This is a genomic window from Mixta theicola, from assembly GCF_002895925.1.
GTDB lineage: Bacteria > Pseudomonadota > Gammaproteobacteria > Enterobacterales > Enterobacteriaceae > Mixta > Mixta theicola.
This window is the reverse complement of sequence record NZ_NWUO01000006.1, coordinates 29,386-43,634: the sequence shown is the minus strand read 5'-3', so window position 1 is coordinate 43,634 and position 14,249 is coordinate 29,386. Positions and strand designations below refer to the sequence as shown.

14 protein-coding genes are annotated in these 14,249 nt (G+C 56.3%); 9 read left to right on the top strand and 5 right to left on the bottom strand.

Annotation, left to right across the window (positions count from 1 at the left end; genetic code table 11):
- Positions 1-108 precede the first annotated feature (108 nt).
- Positions 109-1,566, top strand: a complete 1,458-nt coding sequence (locus COO59_RS09555; protein WP_240614116.1) for an aminotransferase-like domain-containing protein — start codon at positions 109-111, stop codon at positions 1,564-1,566.
- A 5-nt stretch (positions 1,567-1,571) separates the two neighbouring features.
- Here COO59_RS09555 and COO59_RS09550 read toward each other — a convergent pair whose 3' ends face one another.
- The gene (locus COO59_RS09550) at positions 1,572-2,195 is read right to left on the bottom strand and encodes a glutathione S-transferase family protein (protein ID WP_103059573.1); all 624 of its coding nucleotides are present in this window, start codon (positions 2,193-2,195) and stop codon (positions 1,572-1,574) included.
- Between the two features lie 111 nt (positions 2,196-2,306).
- On the opposite strand from COO59_RS09550, the gene COO59_RS09545 reads away from it, so the two are divergent.
- The 4 genes from COO59_RS09545 to COO59_RS09525 all read left to right on the top strand — a co-directional run bounded on the left by COO59_RS09545 (position 2,307) and on the right by COO59_RS09525 (position 7,038).
- Positions 2,307-3,158, top strand: coding sequence for a PhzF family phenazine biosynthesis protein (locus COO59_RS09545; protein ID WP_409371598.1), 852 nt, complete (start codon positions 2,307-2,309; stop codon positions 3,156-3,158).
- A gap of 307 nt (positions 3,159-3,465) precedes the next feature.
- Positions 3,466-4,365: a LysR family transcriptional regulator gene (locus COO59_RS09535; protein WP_103059570.1), complete on the top strand. Its 900-nt coding sequence runs from the start codon at positions 3,466-3,468 to the stop codon at positions 4,363-4,365.
- A gap of 54 nt (positions 4,366-4,419) precedes the next feature.
- Positions 4,420-5,424 carry an inner membrane protein YhjD gene (yhjD, locus tag COO59_RS09530; RefSeq protein ID WP_103059569.1) on the top strand — a complete coding sequence of 335 codons (1,005 nt, stop codon included), beginning with the start codon at positions 4,420-4,422 and terminating at the stop codon, positions 5,422-5,424.
- 282 nt (positions 5,425-5,706) lie between these two features.
- Positions 5,707-7,038: an MFS transporter gene (locus tag COO59_RS09525; RefSeq protein ID WP_103059568.1), complete on the top strand. Its 1,332-nt coding sequence runs from the start codon at positions 5,707-5,709 to the stop codon at positions 7,036-7,038.
- Positions 7,039-7,157: 119 nt separating this feature from the next.
- On the opposite strand, the gene COO59_RS09520 is transcribed toward COO59_RS09525, so the two are convergent.
- The 3 genes from COO59_RS09520 to pdeH form a co-directional block, all read right to left on the bottom strand.
- On the bottom strand, positions 7,158-7,655 hold the full coding sequence (locus tag COO59_RS09520; RefSeq protein WP_103059567.1) for a hypothetical protein: 498 nt from the start codon (positions 7,653-7,655) through the stop codon (positions 7,158-7,160).
- A gap of 207 nt (positions 7,656-7,862) precedes the next feature.
- Positions 7,863-9,923: an AsmA family protein gene (locus COO59_RS09510; protein WP_103059566.1), complete on the bottom strand. Its 2,061-nt coding sequence runs from the start codon at positions 9,921-9,923 to the stop codon at positions 7,863-7,865.
- Between the two features lie 53 nt (positions 9,924-9,976).
- Positions 9,977-10,756 carry a cyclic-guanylate-specific phosphodiesterase gene (gene pdeH / locus COO59_RS09505; RefSeq protein WP_103059772.1) on the bottom strand — a complete coding sequence of 260 codons (780 nt, stop codon included), beginning with the start codon at positions 10,754-10,756 and terminating at the stop codon, positions 9,977-9,979.
- Between pdeH and COO59_RS20930 the strand changes: the two genes are divergently transcribed.
- The 3 genes from COO59_RS20930 (at position 10,733) to COO59_RS09495 (ending at position 12,637) form a co-directional block, all read left to right on the top strand.
- On the top strand, positions 10,733-10,933 hold the full coding sequence (locus COO59_RS20930; protein ID WP_165786506.1) for a hypothetical protein: 201 nt from the start codon (positions 10,733-10,735) through the stop codon (positions 10,931-10,933). The genes pdeH and COO59_RS20930 overlap by 24 nt on opposite strands.
- Before the next feature lie 81 nt (positions 10,934-11,014).
- The gene (gene kdgK / locus COO59_RS09500) at positions 11,015-11,947 is read left to right on the top strand and encodes a 2-dehydro-3-deoxygluconokinase (protein ID WP_103059565.1); all 933 of its coding nucleotides are present in this window, start codon (positions 11,015-11,017) and stop codon (positions 11,945-11,947) included.
- 48 nt (positions 11,948-11,995) lie between these two features.
- On the top strand, positions 11,996-12,637 hold the full coding sequence (locus COO59_RS09495; protein ID WP_103059564.1) for a glutathione S-transferase family protein: 642 nt from the start codon (positions 11,996-11,998) through the stop codon (positions 12,635-12,637).
- Between the two features lie 100 nt (positions 12,638-12,737).
- On the opposite strand, the gene COO59_RS09490 is transcribed toward COO59_RS09495, so the two are convergent.
- Complete coding sequence (locus COO59_RS09490; RefSeq protein ID WP_103059563.1) at positions 12,738-12,977, bottom strand: hypothetical protein; 240 nt, start codon at positions 12,975-12,977, stop codon at positions 12,738-12,740.
- 343 nt (positions 12,978-13,320) lie between these two features.
- On the opposite strand from COO59_RS09490, the gene COO59_RS09485 reads away from it, so the two are divergent.
- On the top strand, positions 13,321-14,211 hold the full coding sequence (locus COO59_RS09485) for an alpha/beta hydrolase (protein WP_103059562.1): 891 nt from the start codon (positions 13,321-13,323) through the stop codon (positions 14,209-14,211).
- Positions 14,212-14,249: the final 38 nt, after the last annotated feature.

Sequence of the window (14,249 nt, the reverse complement as noted above, 5' to 3'; positions counted from 1 at the left end):
CTTTATGGTATGCAGCGTAACAGGATGGTAACAGAGACAGCAAAAGACTATTGTGATGAGTACAAACTGCCTTTGATAAAATTGTATCCATACCGCCAGGGAGCAACTGTGTCTATCGATCTTAGCGAAAATCGGCGTTATCAGCAGCTGGCGGATAATTTCGCCAGCGCTATTCATGACGGCACCTGGCTGCCGGGCAGCCGTTTACCGGCTATTCGCCGCGTAGCGATGGCGCAGCAGGTAAGCATTAACACCGTGCTGAGCGCCTGGCGCGTGCTGGAAGATCGCGGGCTGATTGAATCGCGTCCGCAGTCCGGTTATTACGTGCGCAGCATGCTGCCTGCGCCGGAAAAAAGTTTGAGCTATCAGGCCACCGTCAGCACGCCGGGGCAGGCTAAGCTGGATCTGATCGATACGGTGTTCGCGGCGCAAAATCATCCCGACTATATCAATATCTCCCTGGCCTGCCCGCGCGACGGCGATTTCTATCCTACGGCCAGGCTGGCGCGCATTACCGCTTCGCTGCTGCGCCGCCATCCGCAGATTATCGGCCGTTATGCGCTGCCGCCGGGTAACGAGCCCTTACGTAAAGAGATCACGCGGCGCGCCAGCTATATGGGCATGAAACTGACGGCCGAAGCGATTACGCTGACGCACGGCTGCATGGAGGCGCTACAGTTGGCGCTGCGTGCCACGACGCGGCCGGGGGATTGCGTCGGCCTGGAAACGCCGACCTATTTTTTCCTGTTTCCGCTGCTCTCCAGCCTGGGTCTGAAGACGCTGGAAATTCCCACCGATCCGCAAACCGGCCTGTCGCTGGATGCGCTGGAGATGGTATTGCAGGAAGGACGCATTCAGGCGCTGATCGCCATGCCGGGCCTGCAAAATCCGTTAGGTTGCAGCATGACGCCGGAAAATAAAAAGCGGCTGGCGGCGCTGATGAACCGCTGGCAGGTTCCGCTGATTGAGGATGGCTTATACGATGAGCTGCAGTTCCGCGAGCCGCAGCTGCCGACGGTAAAAGCGTTCGATCGCGACGGCTGGGTTATTTACTGCACCAGCTTTACCAAAACGGTGGCGCCGGATTTTCGTATCGGCTGGATAGCGGCAGGCCGCTATAGTAAAGCGATCGCCCGGCTAAAGGCCTTCTCTTCCATGGCGGAATCGGCGCTGCTGTGCGAGACGCTGGCGCAGTTTCTGGCAACCGGCGGCTACGATCGCCATCTGCGATCGCTGCGCCGTCGCTATGCGGCGAATCTGGATGAGGCGCGGGCGTTAATTGCGCAGCATTTTCCGGTTGGCACCCGCGCCACGCTGCCGCAGGGCGGCTTTGTTTTCTGGATAACGCTGCCGGACAGCGTTGATACCGAGGTGCTGTTTCATCAGCTGCTGCAGGAAAAAATCTGCCTGACGCCCGGCGCGCTTTACACGCTAAGCGATCGCGCTAACCATGCGGTGCGGCTCTCCTGCTGCTATCCGTTTGACGATCGCTATCGCTACGCCATCAGCCGCGCGGGCGCACTGGCGTGTGCAATAAGCAAGCTGCCCGCCGGGGCAGTGGCGTAAGGCTGTCAAGGGGTGCCGTTGCGTCCCCATTTTACGTAGCCTGCTCTGGCGGTAAGCCGCTCATAATAGGCGCGGATAGCGGGATAGTTCGCATGCTCAAGCGGCGTTTCATACCAGCGATTAACCGACAGACCGATGGGAATATCCGCCAGGCTGAAGCTAACGCCTGCGATATAGCCTCCGGTTTTTTGCAGCTGCTGATTCAGGATCCCCATGGTATACGTCCAGCCTTTACAGGCGGCGGCCAGCAGCCGTTCGTTTTGATGGGCGGGCGACTGACGCACCAGCGCCATAAACGCGTAGCGCCAGGCGGTATTAAGCTCGGTGGCCTGCCAGTCAATCCAGCGATCGACCTGCGCACGCGCACGCGGGGCGACGGGATAGATCCACTCGCCCTGGTAAGCGTTCGCCAGGTAGCGAATGATGGTATTCGACTCCCACAGCACAAAGTCTTCATCTTTAATTACCGGCACCATCGCGTTAGGGTTCAGCGCCAGGAAACGTGCGTCATGAGTCGATTTAAATCCTTCCCCCCACTCCTCCCGCTGGTACGGCAGGGAGAGCTCATCACACAGCCAGAGCACTTTACGCACGTTAATGGAGGAGGCGCGCCCTAAAATTGTCAGCATCGATTCAGCCCTGAAATTTTATACGGTTACTCTTATTCATAGTTGCCGCCATTGACGTTAGCAACGTAAACAGGCTAGTAATCAGTTTTCCGGATCAACGTTGGGATGATTATGGCAAACAAACTTCCTTTTAAGCAGGTTGATGTTTTCAGCAATACGGCTTTTTGTGGTAATCCGCTGGCGGTGATCCTTGCTGCCAGCGAGCTGAGCGATGCGCAAATGCAGGCTATCGCCCGCTGGACTAACCTTTCCGAAACCACCTTTGTGCTGCCGCCTCAGCATCCCGCGGCCGACTATCGGGTGCGCATTTTTACGATTGAAGGCGAACTGCCGTTTGCCGGTCATCCCACGCTGGGTACGGCTCACGCGCTGCTGGAGGCGGGCCATCAGGTTAAAACGCCGGGCCGTATCGTGCAGGAGTGCGGCGTGGGACTGGTGCCGATTAAGATAGCTGCCAACGGGGATTTAGCCTTTGCCGCGCCGGAAGCGACGCTGACCGGCTGGGAACATCCCGGCATCGCCGCCGCCCTTAACAGCGAAGCTTTTGATATGCAGCAGGCGGTGACGATTGTTGATATGGGCATTCGCTGGCTGCTGGTGCCGATGGCCTCAGCGCAGGCGGTGCTGGATATTACTCCCGACGTACCGCGCCTGGCGCAGCTGCTGAAAGATGCCAGGGTGACTGGCCTGATGCCGTTTGGCCCGGCCAGCGACGGCGAGGTACAGTATGAGGTGCGCGGGCTGCTGGTGGAACAGGGCGCGTTGACGGAAGATCCCATTACCGGCAGCGCCAACGCCTGCCTGGCGCGTTATCTGGCGGCGCAGGGCAGGCCGCATGATTACCTGGCGCGTCAGGGCACCGTTATTCAACGTAAAGGCCTGATTTCCGTTCAGTTCCAGGATGATGACATCTGGATCGGCGGCCAGGCCGTCACCCTTATTGACGGCACCCTGACGGTTTAAACCCTCTGCGGCCTGCATAAGCGGGCCGCCAGATCTCCCGGCGCGCCCATTCAGGGCGCAGAGCCTTGCCACTTTTTTCCGCCTCCAGCTTCCGGGTAAAGTCCACCCCAACGCCCTTTCCTGCCGGTTGCCGCGCCCTGTTACGCCCTCCATCCCCGCTGCCGCCGGTTATTAATATCATTTTATCGTTCATGATGCTTTGCCTGCCTTTTGTTGCTTAAAAAGCCAGCACGTTGAAAACAAAGCGCGCGATAACCTATGCTGATAACGCCCCACTGTTTCTCTTTTGACAACAAACGGTGCATAAATGGATAAAATTCACGCAATGAAGGTGTTTGTCACGGTCGCGGAGATGGAAAGTTTCACCCGTGCGGCGGCCTGTCTCGGACAGCCGAAAGGCAGCCTGTCACGTCAGGTGCAGGCGCTGGAAGGTCGGTTAGGCACGCGCCTGCTGCATCGAACTACCCGGCGCGTGCAGCTTACCCAGGACGGGCTGGCGTATTACGAACGCTGCCGCGATGTGCTGGCGACGCTGGATGAAATGGATGTTCTGTTCCAGAACGAACCGGCCACGCTGAGCGGTCGTCTGCGGGTGGATATGCCGATCGCGTTGGCAACCGATATGGTTATCCCTCAACTGCCGCAGTTTCTACAGCACTATCCCGGCCTGGAGCTGGAACTCAGCAGCAGCGATCGGCAGGTCGATGTAATGCGGGAAGGCTTCGACTGCGTGGTGCGCGTGGGCCCGCTCCAGGATTGCGGCCTGATGAGCCGTACGCTGGGCCTGCTGCAAATGGCGAACTGCGCCAGCCCCGGCTATCTGATGCGTTTTGGCATGCCGCTGCGGCTGGAGGAGCTTTCGCAACATGCGATGGTGCATTACAGCCAGCAGTTTGGCGGCGCGCCCGCTGGCTTTGAATATTATGACGGTCAGCGCAGCCATTTTATCCAAACCGGCGGCGCGCTGACGGTTAACTCAACGCAGGCTTATCGTCACGCCTGCCTTGCCGGGCTGGGTATTATTCAGGCGCCGCGCTACGGCATTCAGCCGCTGCTGGAAAATCAGCAGCTGGTGGAGGTGCTGCCCGGATTCCATGCCCGCGCCATGCCGCTGTCGCTGCTTTGGCCGCACCGCCGTAATCTGGCCCAGCGGGTAAGAGTGTTTATGGAATGGCTAACCCAGCTGCTGAAAGGCTACGTTGCGTAACAGCGCGGCTATAATGACAAGCTAAGGCCCTAAACAAAAGGATGATTCCGGTTGATGACGGACAAAAACCTCCAGCCTCCTGCTGAACAGGAAAAAGAAAAGCCACTGATTAACATCAAAACGGGCAACGCCAAAGTTGATCGTTCGATTACTCGCGTTTCACGCTTCGTCAGTTGGTTCCAGGCGATTCCGGCAGTCGCGCATTTTATTCGCGCCGGAGAACGCTTTACTGACCGCCTGGGCAGCCAGTTTGGCGCGGCGATTACCTATTTCTCGTTTTTATCGCTGATACCGATTCTGATGGTCTCTTTTGCGGCGGTGGGCTTTGTGCTGGCGTCGCATCCGACGCTGCTGAACGAGCTCATCGAGCGTATTGTTAACAGCATCAGCGATCCGACCTTAGCCAGCACGTTAAAAAACACCGTACAAACCGCCGTTCAGCAGCGTACTACGGTCGGCATCACAGGCCTGCTGGTGGCGCTCTATTCGGGTCTCAGCTGGATGGGCAACCTGCGCGAGGCGATTCGGGCCCAGTCGCGCGATGTCTTTGAGCGCGGCAAGCTGGACAAGGAAAAAATCTATTTCAAATATACCCGCGATCTTATTTCACTGATCGGTCTGGTGCTGGCGCTGATTATTACGCTGTCGCTGACCTCCATCGCCGGATCCGCGCAGGATGCGATTGTACGGGCGCTGGGGCTGGAAAGTATCGAATGGCTGCGCCCGGTAATGACGCTGATTGCGCTATCGATTTCTATTTTTGCCAACTATTTGCTGTTTCTGTGGATTTTCTGGATCCTGCCGCGCCATCGCCCGCATAAGAAAGCGCTGCTGCGCGGGACGCTGCTGGCGGCGATCGGCTTTGAGATCATTAAATTTATTATGACTATGACGCTGCCGAAGCTGGCCGCCTCGCCCTCCGGCGCGGCCTTTGGCTCGGTGCTGGGGCTGATGGCGTTCTTCTACTTCTTTGCGCGACTGACGCTGTTTTGCGCCGCCTGGATTGCCACCGCCAACTATAAAGACGACCCGCAGCTGGAGCGGCCCCGCAAAAAATAGCCCATGCGCGACGCGGCGGATCAGAGGAAAATGCCGCGTCATGCGCACTATTTCGCCAGCGGACAGCATGAATAACTAACCCCTCACTTTTATTTCCCCGTTTTGCAGTGATTCCCGCCAGAAAAATGGCCGTTCACCCTGCCATCCGCCGATAAAGCTTTATTGTTAAAAATTATTCACTTTTCACCCGCTGAAGCCAGCCGCGAAGCGGCTATTCACCATTGAACGCGCCTGTAGCAGTGCGTAAGATTCCTGGACACGGTTTACAAATAAGAAACAATTATGCAAGCATCCATCACTCCAACACTCGATACTGAAAACGACAACGCCCAGGTTAACTCGCGCAGTAAAGTGGTTATTGCGTCGCTGGTGGGAACCGCTATCGAATTCTTCGATTTCTATATTTATGCCACCGCCGCGGTGATTGTTTTTCCGCATATTTTCTTCCCGCAGGGTGACGCGACCGTCGCCACGCTACAGTCGCTGGCCACCTTCGCCATCGCCTTTGTCGCACGGCCTATCGGCTCGGCGCTATTTGGTCATTTCGGCGATCGCATCGGTCGTAAGGCGACGCTGGTCGCTTCGCTGCTTACGATGGGAGTCTCTACGGTAGTGATTGGTCTGCTGCCCAGCTATGCCACGATTGGCGTGTTTGCGCCGCTGCTGCTGGCGCTGGCGCGCTTCGGTCAGGGTCTGGGTCTGGGCGGTGAATGGGGCGGCGCTGCGCTGCTGGCGACGGAAAACGCGCCGGCGAAGAAGCGCGCGCTTTATGGCTCTTTTCCGCAGCTTGGCGCGCCGATTGGCTTTTTCTTCGCGAACGGCACTTTCCTGCTGCTCTCCTGGCTGTTAACCGACGAACAGTTTATGAACTGGGGCTGGCGCGTGCCGTTCGTGCTTTCGGCGGTGCTGGTGATTATCGGCCTTTACGTGCGCGTTTCGCTGCATGAAAGCCCGGTGTTCGCTAAAGTGCAAAAGGAGAAAAAGCAGGTGCGCATCCCGATCGGTACGCTGCTGAGCAAGCATCTGGGCGCGACGATCCTCGGCACCTTTATTATGCTGGCGACCTACACGCTGTTTTACATTATGACCGTCTATTCAATGAGCTACGGCACCGCGCCGGTGCCTGCCGGTCTCGGCTTCTCGCGTAATAGCCTGCTGTGGATGCTGATGGTGGCGGTAATTGGCTTCGGCGTGATGGTGCCGATTGCCGGCCTGCTGGCTGACCGCTTTGGCCGCCGTAAAACCATGATCGTGATTACGCTGGGGCTTCTGGCTTTTGCGCTGCTGTTCCCGTCGCTGATGGCGTCCGGCAGCCAGTCGATGATGATGGTGTTTCTGCTGCTCGGCCTGAGCATTATGGGGCTGACCTTCGGCCCGATGGGTGCGCTGCTGCCAGAGCTGTTCCCGACGGAAGTACGTTATACCGGCGCGTCGTTTTCCTACAATCTGTCGTCGATTCTCGGCGCGTCGGTGGCTCCTTATATCGCCGCCTGGCTTAACGCGAATTACGGCCTGTTTGCCGTCGGCCTGTATCTGGCGGCGATGGCGCTGCTCACGCTGTTTGCGCTGATTGCCTGTAAAGAGACGCGTCATCAAACGCTGTACGAAGCGTGATCGCATCGCGGTTCTAAAAGACCGCCGCCAAAGAAGGCGGTCTGAAGCGGGCAATAAAAGGCGTCTTTGTGACGCCTTTTTTATGTACCCGTCCTCGCATTAGACAGAGCGCCGCAGGCTTAATTATCCACGTTAAACGCCGCTGACTGGCCGATCGTATCTGTCATGATAGCTAAGCAGGTTTTTCCGTCGGGTATTTTGTAAAGGGTACGGATGGCATCCAAAACGTACTGGTTAAATTGCGCTTCTGTCAGTTGATAAAACGGCAAACTACAAACCTGGCGACGGCTCAGCGGTTGATATTTTTCAGTAAGAATATTGATAACGCCGGCAGGATTATGAGGTATTGCCAGAGCTACCGCTGAGCTTAATGTTTCAGCTGAAGCGGCATCCGTACCTGGGGCAAGCTGCGACGCAACGTCAAGCCAGCTATTTTCCCCTTTACTAATCTGAGTCGTAACATACTGCCACCCTTCTTCTTCATTAGCATACAGCTCAGAAATCACCGCTCTGGCGCCCTGGCTTTTAATTTCTTTTGTCAGATAGCCGGGCGTCAGATGCGCAATGGCATTTAAAGACGCAGGTAACAGGACAAGAAGTAAAACTAATTTTTTCATGGTCGTACTACCAGAATGAAATCGCCACTATTGATGATTTGCTGCCGACGCGAAACGCCATCGATAATTATGCAACCTTAGAAGCGGTTAATTTATCAACGGTAAGGGGCAGCGGAAATGTACTGGCCGGACAATATAAAAAACCCGTAATCACGCCGGATTACGGGTTTTTATCGGCTCACATCCACCTTCAGCCGGTGCGGCGCGTTATTTCTGGCTTTTCATCTGCTGCAGAACATTAACGCACTGATTGTCTTCATTATCGCTGGGCGAAATCAGCGCCAGCAGCGCCGCCGCCGGGGTCAGCACCGTGCCCAACGCCACAGCCGCCGCGCCGCGGGCCAACAGCGGCCCCGTCTTCACGCCCGCATCCGGATTTTTAAAGGTGCCGCGCACGTAAAGCGGTGAACGCAGGGTAACAATGCGCACGCCTTTACTTTCCGGGTTAATAGAGAGATCCATGCGCTCATTGCCGAAGTTAACGTTACCGGAAAGTTTAACCACCGCGTTGGTGGTATCGAAAATAAACAGCCGCGACGATGCGATACCGTTATGCACCTCCAGATTGGCCGCCGCACAGTTGATGCGAACTTCGTCATCACCAAAGAGCTTGCCGACTATATAGTTGCCCACGTTCAGACCAACAATCTCCATCAGGCTACGACTGATCACGCCATCGTTCATCAGCAGCTTCATATCGCCGTTGCTGGTAGCCAGCAAATCCGCCACGGAATTGCCGGTGCCGCTTAGCTTCGCATCGCCGTTCAGCTGGCCCATGCTGCTGCGCATCGTCTCTACGTCAGGGAAAAGCTGGCGCAGCTGCAGCCGACGGGCATGCAGGTCGGCGCGGCCACGCATTGGCGACCTGCTGCCTTCCAGACGAATAGTCGAGTTGATATTGCCGCCCGCGACGCCAAAGCGCAGCGGGTCCAGCAGCAGATCGCCATCCTTCAGTTCCAGATGGGTATAAAGATCGCTTAGCGGCAGTGAAGAGCTGTGCTCAATGCGCTTGCCGCTAAACTTCACGTCGGCATCCATGACGTCCCAGTTCTTAGTTTCAAAACGATCGTGAGGCAGGACGCGATCGGCGGGCTGGCTGCTGGTTTCGCCACGTTTTTCCTCCGCGCGCTTGCTCTTATCGCTACCCTTACCGGAATCCACGCCGATCAGCGGCCCTAAATCTGCCATGCGCAGCTGCTGCGAAACCACTTCGCCGCTCAGCTTCGGTCGCGGCTTGCCCTGCGTATAGGTCAGGGAGCCGTGAATATCACTGTCGCCGATATGACCATTAAAATGCTCATAATGGTAAACGGCATCGCCTTTTTCGTGGAATTTCACTTCCAGATGGCCGTCGGTTTCATATGGCGGCGTATCCGGCAGTAATACGCCGGTCAGATCGTAAAGGTTAGCCAGCGTATCGCCGGAGAAACGCACGCGCAGATCCAGGCCGCCCAGGTTCAGCGGGTCCTGCAGACTGCCGGTAATCCCGACGCGCGTCGTACCGTTACGCACATCGGCCTGCACCGGGAAAGGCGTGTTTTTGCTGCGCAACGAAAGCATACCGCCCAGCTTGCCGCTGCCATCCAGCTGCTGATCGTTATAAGTACCGCTGGCGCGCCAGCCAAATATGAAATCCGCCGCGCCCTTCTGCTTATCATCGCCGCCAGCAACCTGAGCATACGGCACCGGCTTGCCCAGCGGGTCCACTTCTATTTTTACCCTGGCTTTATTAATCGCATCGCGATAGGCAATATACGCCCGGTCAAACTGGATATTATCCAGCCGGAAAGACCAGGTGGAAGGCTGTTGCGCGCTTTGCGGCTGGTCGCTGTTGGCGAGATTAAAGGTCCAGTTGTTCTTTTTATTTGCGGTCTGAATCAGCCTGGCGTCCGGCTGCTGCAGCTTGATCCACGGAATAAAGATCTCTTTATGCAGCAGCGCCAGCGGGGAAAGAGTGGCGTCGGCGCGCTGTAAATGCACCATCGTCACTTCAGGAATATCAGGCGGATTGCCCAGCACAATATCTTCCGCATGAATCTGCGGCCAGGGCACCCAACGACGCCAGCCGGGCTCTTCGCGGTTGCGCGCCCAGTTAACGCCAAGGTCGCCGCGAATCGCGAAAGGTCGGTTCAGCTCCGTTGAGACCTTCTGGTTGATAGTTGGCTTCAGGCGATTCCAGTTAAAGGTTGCGATTACAACCACTATCACCACAACCAGCAAACAAAAAATCCCAATGACCCAAAGGGTAATTTTTCCTGCACGTGACATTTCTGTCTCCTTACCTGCAATCTATCTGCTAAAGATAGTAGAGATGAAGGAAATCAGCATCCTGGAAGCTGAAACGGCAGGTTAACCAGTGCATCAAAAGGCTGCGGACGCGCAAAGAAATAGCCCTGCGCGGCGAAAGCGGGCGAATTACGCACCTGCTCCCATTCTTCGGCGCTTTCCACGCCTTCGACAATCACGCCTTTGCAGTAGCGATTAATCAGCGCCAGCAGCGTGGTAAACAGGCTGCGGCCTTCTTCGCTGTTACGCAGCAGGATAAACAGCTCGCGCGCCAGCTTGATGTAGTCGTAGTTTAACTCCGTCAGGGCGGAGAAGTTCGCCATCCCGGAGCCGAAGTCATCCAGCCACAGCGCGCCCAGCTCCGGCATCTGCGCCACCATTTCTGCCTGCGGCAGGACATGATGCTCGACCAGCTCAAAGCGCACCCAGCTTAGCCGGGCAATCAGCGCGCGCAGCGGCGCATGATGCTGAATCGCCAGTAGCGTCGGTCCGTCGATGTTGACCGACGCGACGCACTCCGAATCAGCAAAAAAATGTTCCCAGCGGCTTAACAGCTCAAGCTGTTCCTGAATGACATATAAACGTTGGGAAATATCCAGTGCAGCAAAATAGCATTCCGGCGACAGTTTCTGACCCGGCGCGGACGGATGCGACACCGCGGTCAGTAGCTCAATTGCCATCAGGCGGCCCGTAACCTGATAAATCGGTTGAAAGGTGTAAAAACGCTGGCATCCCAGCCAGTAGTGCCGCTGTTCCTGATGTTGTTGCGTGACAATTGAGGAAGGAAGCCGATGACTAAATTTATTCATCATGATTTTAATCCGGGTTGTCAGGCTCTGTTCCTCAGTCAATCGCGACGTGCCGGCAAAGTTATCACGGCTAACGCTGCGTTGAGGTCAGCTACTTTATCAGCGGTTAACCTTTTCAATCGTGACAATAACACGGTGATTTACCGCTTTATCGCCGCTTATCTCAGCAAATTAATCACTTAAGTTAAATTAAAACGCTGTTTTAAAATATTGACTCACCGTCGCGCCCGGTGGAGACTAAGACCTTTTAACCGGGGGACTATGATGACAGGGAAAAAAATAGCGGTAATCGGCGAGTGTATGATCGAACTTTCATCGCAGGGAGAGGCGCTGAAGCGAGGCTTTGGCGGCGATACGCTGAACACCGCCGTCTATATTGCACGCCAAACGCAGGCGAACCAGCTGGCGGTGGAGTACGTTACCGCGCTGGGCAACGATAGCTTTAGCAGCGAAATGCTTGCCGCCTGGCAGCAGGAAGGGGTGCAGACTCAGCTGGTGCAGCGCCTGGATAACCGACTGCCCGGCCTGTACGTTATTGAAACCGACGCTCACGGTGAGCGCACCTTTAGCTACTGGCGTAATGAAGCCGCCGCGCGCTTCTGGCTGCAAAGTCCGCAGGCGGAGGCGATTTGCCAGCAGCTGGCGCAGTTTGATTATCTCTATCTCAGCGGCATTAGCCTGGCGATCCTGTCGGCGGAGGATCGGCAGCGGCTGATGACGCTGCTCTCTGCCTGTCGCGCCAACGGCGGCAAAGTCATCTTTGACAACAACTATCGTCCGCGCCTTTGGTCAAGCCGCGAAGCCGCCCGGCAGGCTTATCAGGCTATGCTCAACTGCACCGATATGGCTTTCCTGACGCTGGATGATGAAACCGCGCTGTGGGGAGAGGCACCGATCGCGCAGGTCATTGCCCGCACCCGCGCCGCTGGCGTTAGCGAAATTGTGATCAAGCGCGGCGCAGAGGCTTGTCTGGTAGCGCTGAACGATGAGCCGCTGCTGGAGGTGCCGGCCATCCGGCTGGAGAAAGAAAAGATTATTGATACCACCGCGGCTGGCGACTCCTTTAGCGCGGGCTATCTGGCGGTGCGGCTGTGCGGCGGCAGCGCGCAGGAAGCGGCGCAGCGCGGACACCTGACCGCCAGTACGGTGATCCAGCATCGCGGCGCAATTATTCCGCTTAATGCTATGCCGCGTTAAAAGCGGCGATTATGCTGTACTTTCCGCCATCGCTCAGGAGAGTAAGCAATGCTTAAGGTTTGGGGACGTAAAACTTCATCAAATGTACAGATTGTCATGTGGTGTATCGGTGAGCTGGGGCTGCCTTACCAGCGCATCGATATTGGCCATAAATATGGCGGTAACCATACGCCAGAATTTTTGGCGATGAACCCTAACGGCCTGGTGCCGGTGCTGCGCGATGATAACAGCCAGCCGCTGTTTGAATCCGCCGCCATTGTCCGCTACCTCGCCAGCCGCTATGGTGATGATGCTTTCTGGCCGCAGGACGCGCTGGCGCGAGCGACGATTGATATCTGGGCGGAGTGGGCGAAATCGAGCGTTTACGTGGGTTTTATCCGCCCGGTGTTCTGGCCGGTATTTATGGTCGCGCCGCAGGATCGCGATAATCAGGCGATTGCCGCCGCGCTGGATAGCCTGACGAAGCTGTTGAAGATTGCCGACGATCGCCTGGCGCAGCACGATTATCTGGTGGGCGATCGGTTGACGGTCGCGGATATTATGTTTGGCACGCTGCTGTACCGTTATTACACGCTGGAGATTGAACGCCCTTCTTTACCGGCTGTGGAGAAATATTATCAGCGCTTAACGCAGCGCCCGGCCTATCAGGAGCATGTTATGGTGCCCTACGCCGAACTGCGTAACGGGTAATCCTGAGGCAGGCACTACGTTACCTCACAACCGCTTCGGGTAACTGGAGCGGTATTGCAGGTACGTGCGTTAAGGATACAGACGGCTTTTTACAGCAAGGTTAACGCTTCCTGCCGCGCCTTACGATAACGCCCAGCGCAACAATAAAAGCGGCAACAGCCAACGAGATAATAAAGGAGATATTTACCAGTCTATTACCCACCTGCTCTGCGCCAGCCACGCCGAGTATCTCTGCCATACGATATTGAAGGTCAACGGAAATAAACTGCGGCACGATAAGGTTGAGCATCAGCAGCAGGATAATAAAACCCAGGGTACGCACTATCCATTTAACGCTCATTAGTTTACCGTCACAGTGCCAAAAGCTTTCATACTGGTTTCTGGAATAATAAACGTGCGGGTATCCAGAAGCTTAGCGCGCAACTGGATTGAACATAAGAGGAGCCGTTACTCTCTCTGATAATTTCCTCTCTGATGCCGCAATTCGTTAATAAATATCACTATTTATACCTAAGCTAAATTTACTTTTTCTGCGCCAGGCTAATTCTGATTCTGTCGTTTAGCGCACAGTAAATGCTGGACGCGAACGCCTCTCAACGCCAATGATTAATGATGCCCCGCCTGAATTTTATCCGCTGCGATACGGCTCCGGCACTTAAACATCACGCTAATCAGGACAGGTTATGAAAGCAGAAATTTTCAATCTCTGGCCACACGGCGACGCGCCCGGAGCCAGTCAGTCGTCCGCTAAACCGCAAATCATCGATTTAGCCAAAGAATTTGAACCCTACAATCGGGCGGCGTCAGGCGTTCGCTGTCCTGAACTGGCCGTCTGGTATCCGGAAGAATCAAACGGCACCACGCTGCTGGTCGCGCCTGGCGGCAGCTTTGCGCGCATTATGATCGATAGCGAGGGCAGCTCGCTGGCGACATTCTTTACCGCGATGGGTTATACGCTGGCGGTTATGACCTATCGCCTGCCGGGAGAGGGGCATCATGAAGGAGCCGATGCGCCGCTGGCTGATGCACAGCGTGCGGTGCGCGTTCTGCGCGATCGCGCCGCGCGCGGCCTTAACGGCAAACGCATCGTGATGCTCGGTTTTTCTACCGGTGGCTATGTTGCCGCCAGCGTTGGCACGCGCTTTAGCGAAAAACTTTATCCACCGCAGGATAACGCAGACAAACTTTCGGCGCGTCCGGATGCGCTGGTGCTGGTCTATCCGGTAATCTCCATGCGCGATGGACTGGCGCACGCCGAGGCGCGTCAGCGCCTGCTTGGTGAATGGCTGGACGATAAAACTCTTGAAGCTTATTCGCTGGAAACCCGCGTCACGCGTGAAACGCCACCTGTGCTGCTCATCCACGCCGTCGATGATGAAAGCGTGCCGGTATCCCACAGCATGGCTTTTTTCAGCGCGCTGCGGGAGCAAAAGGTGCCGGTAGAGCTGCATTTTTATGAGCGCGGCGGCCACGGTTTCGGCATGCGCAATCTGGCCGATTCGCCGCTAGCCAGCTGGCCGATGTTGGTAACCGAATGGCTGCGGGCGAAGAAGACCGCCGCCGCCACCGCCTGAGCAGAGTGCTAAAAAGCCGCCGGTGAGATGTAACCCCG

What these genes read in the sequence shown, in the direction of transcription:
- COO59_RS09545 (WP_409371598.1), top strand. Translation starts at nt 2,307, where the DNA reads ATGGCAAACAAACTTCCTTTTAAGCAGGTTGATGTTTTCAGCAATACG.
- COO59_RS09495 (WP_103059564.1), top strand. Translation starts at nt 11,996, where the DNA reads ATGCTTAAGGTTTGGGGACGTAAAACTTCATCAAATGTACAGATTGTC.
- COO59_RS09535 (WP_103059570.1), top strand. Translation starts at nt 3,466, where the DNA reads ATGGATAAAATTCACGCAATGAAGGTGTTTGTCACGGTCGCGGAGATG.
- COO59_RS09485 (WP_103059562.1), top strand. Translation starts at nt 13,321, where the DNA reads ATGAAAGCAGAAATTTTCAATCTCTGGCCACACGGCGACGCGCCCGGA.
- kdgK (WP_103059565.1), top strand. Translation starts at nt 11,015, where the DNA reads ATGACAGGGAAAAAAATAGCGGTAATCGGCGAGTGTATGATCGAACTT.
- yhjD (WP_103059569.1), top strand. Translation starts at nt 4,420, where the DNA reads ATGACGGACAAAAACCTCCAGCCTCCTGCTGAACAGGAAAAAGAAAAG.
- COO59_RS09550 (WP_103059573.1), bottom strand. Translation starts at nt 2,195, where the DNA reads ATGCTGACAATTTTAGGGCGCGCCTCCTCCATTAACGTGCGTAAAGTG.
- COO59_RS09510 (WP_103059566.1), bottom strand. Translation starts at nt 9,923, where the DNA reads ATGTCACGTGCAGGAAAAATTACCCTTTGGGTCATTGGGATTTTTTGT.
- COO59_RS09520 (WP_103059567.1), bottom strand. Translation starts at nt 7,655, where the DNA reads ATGAAAAAATTAGTTTTACTTCTTGTCCTGTTACCTGCGTCTTTAAAT.
- COO59_RS20930 (WP_165786506.1), top strand. Translation starts at nt 10,733, where the DNA reads ATGACTAAATTTATTCATCATGATTTTAATCCGGGTTGTCAGGCTCTG.
- COO59_RS09490 (WP_103059563.1), bottom strand. Translation starts at nt 12,977, where the DNA reads ATGAGCGTTAAATGGATAGTGCGTACCCTGGGTTTTATTATCCTGCTG.
- COO59_RS09525 (WP_103059568.1), top strand. Translation starts at nt 5,707, where the DNA reads ATGCAAGCATCCATCACTCCAACACTCGATACTGAAAACGACAACGCC.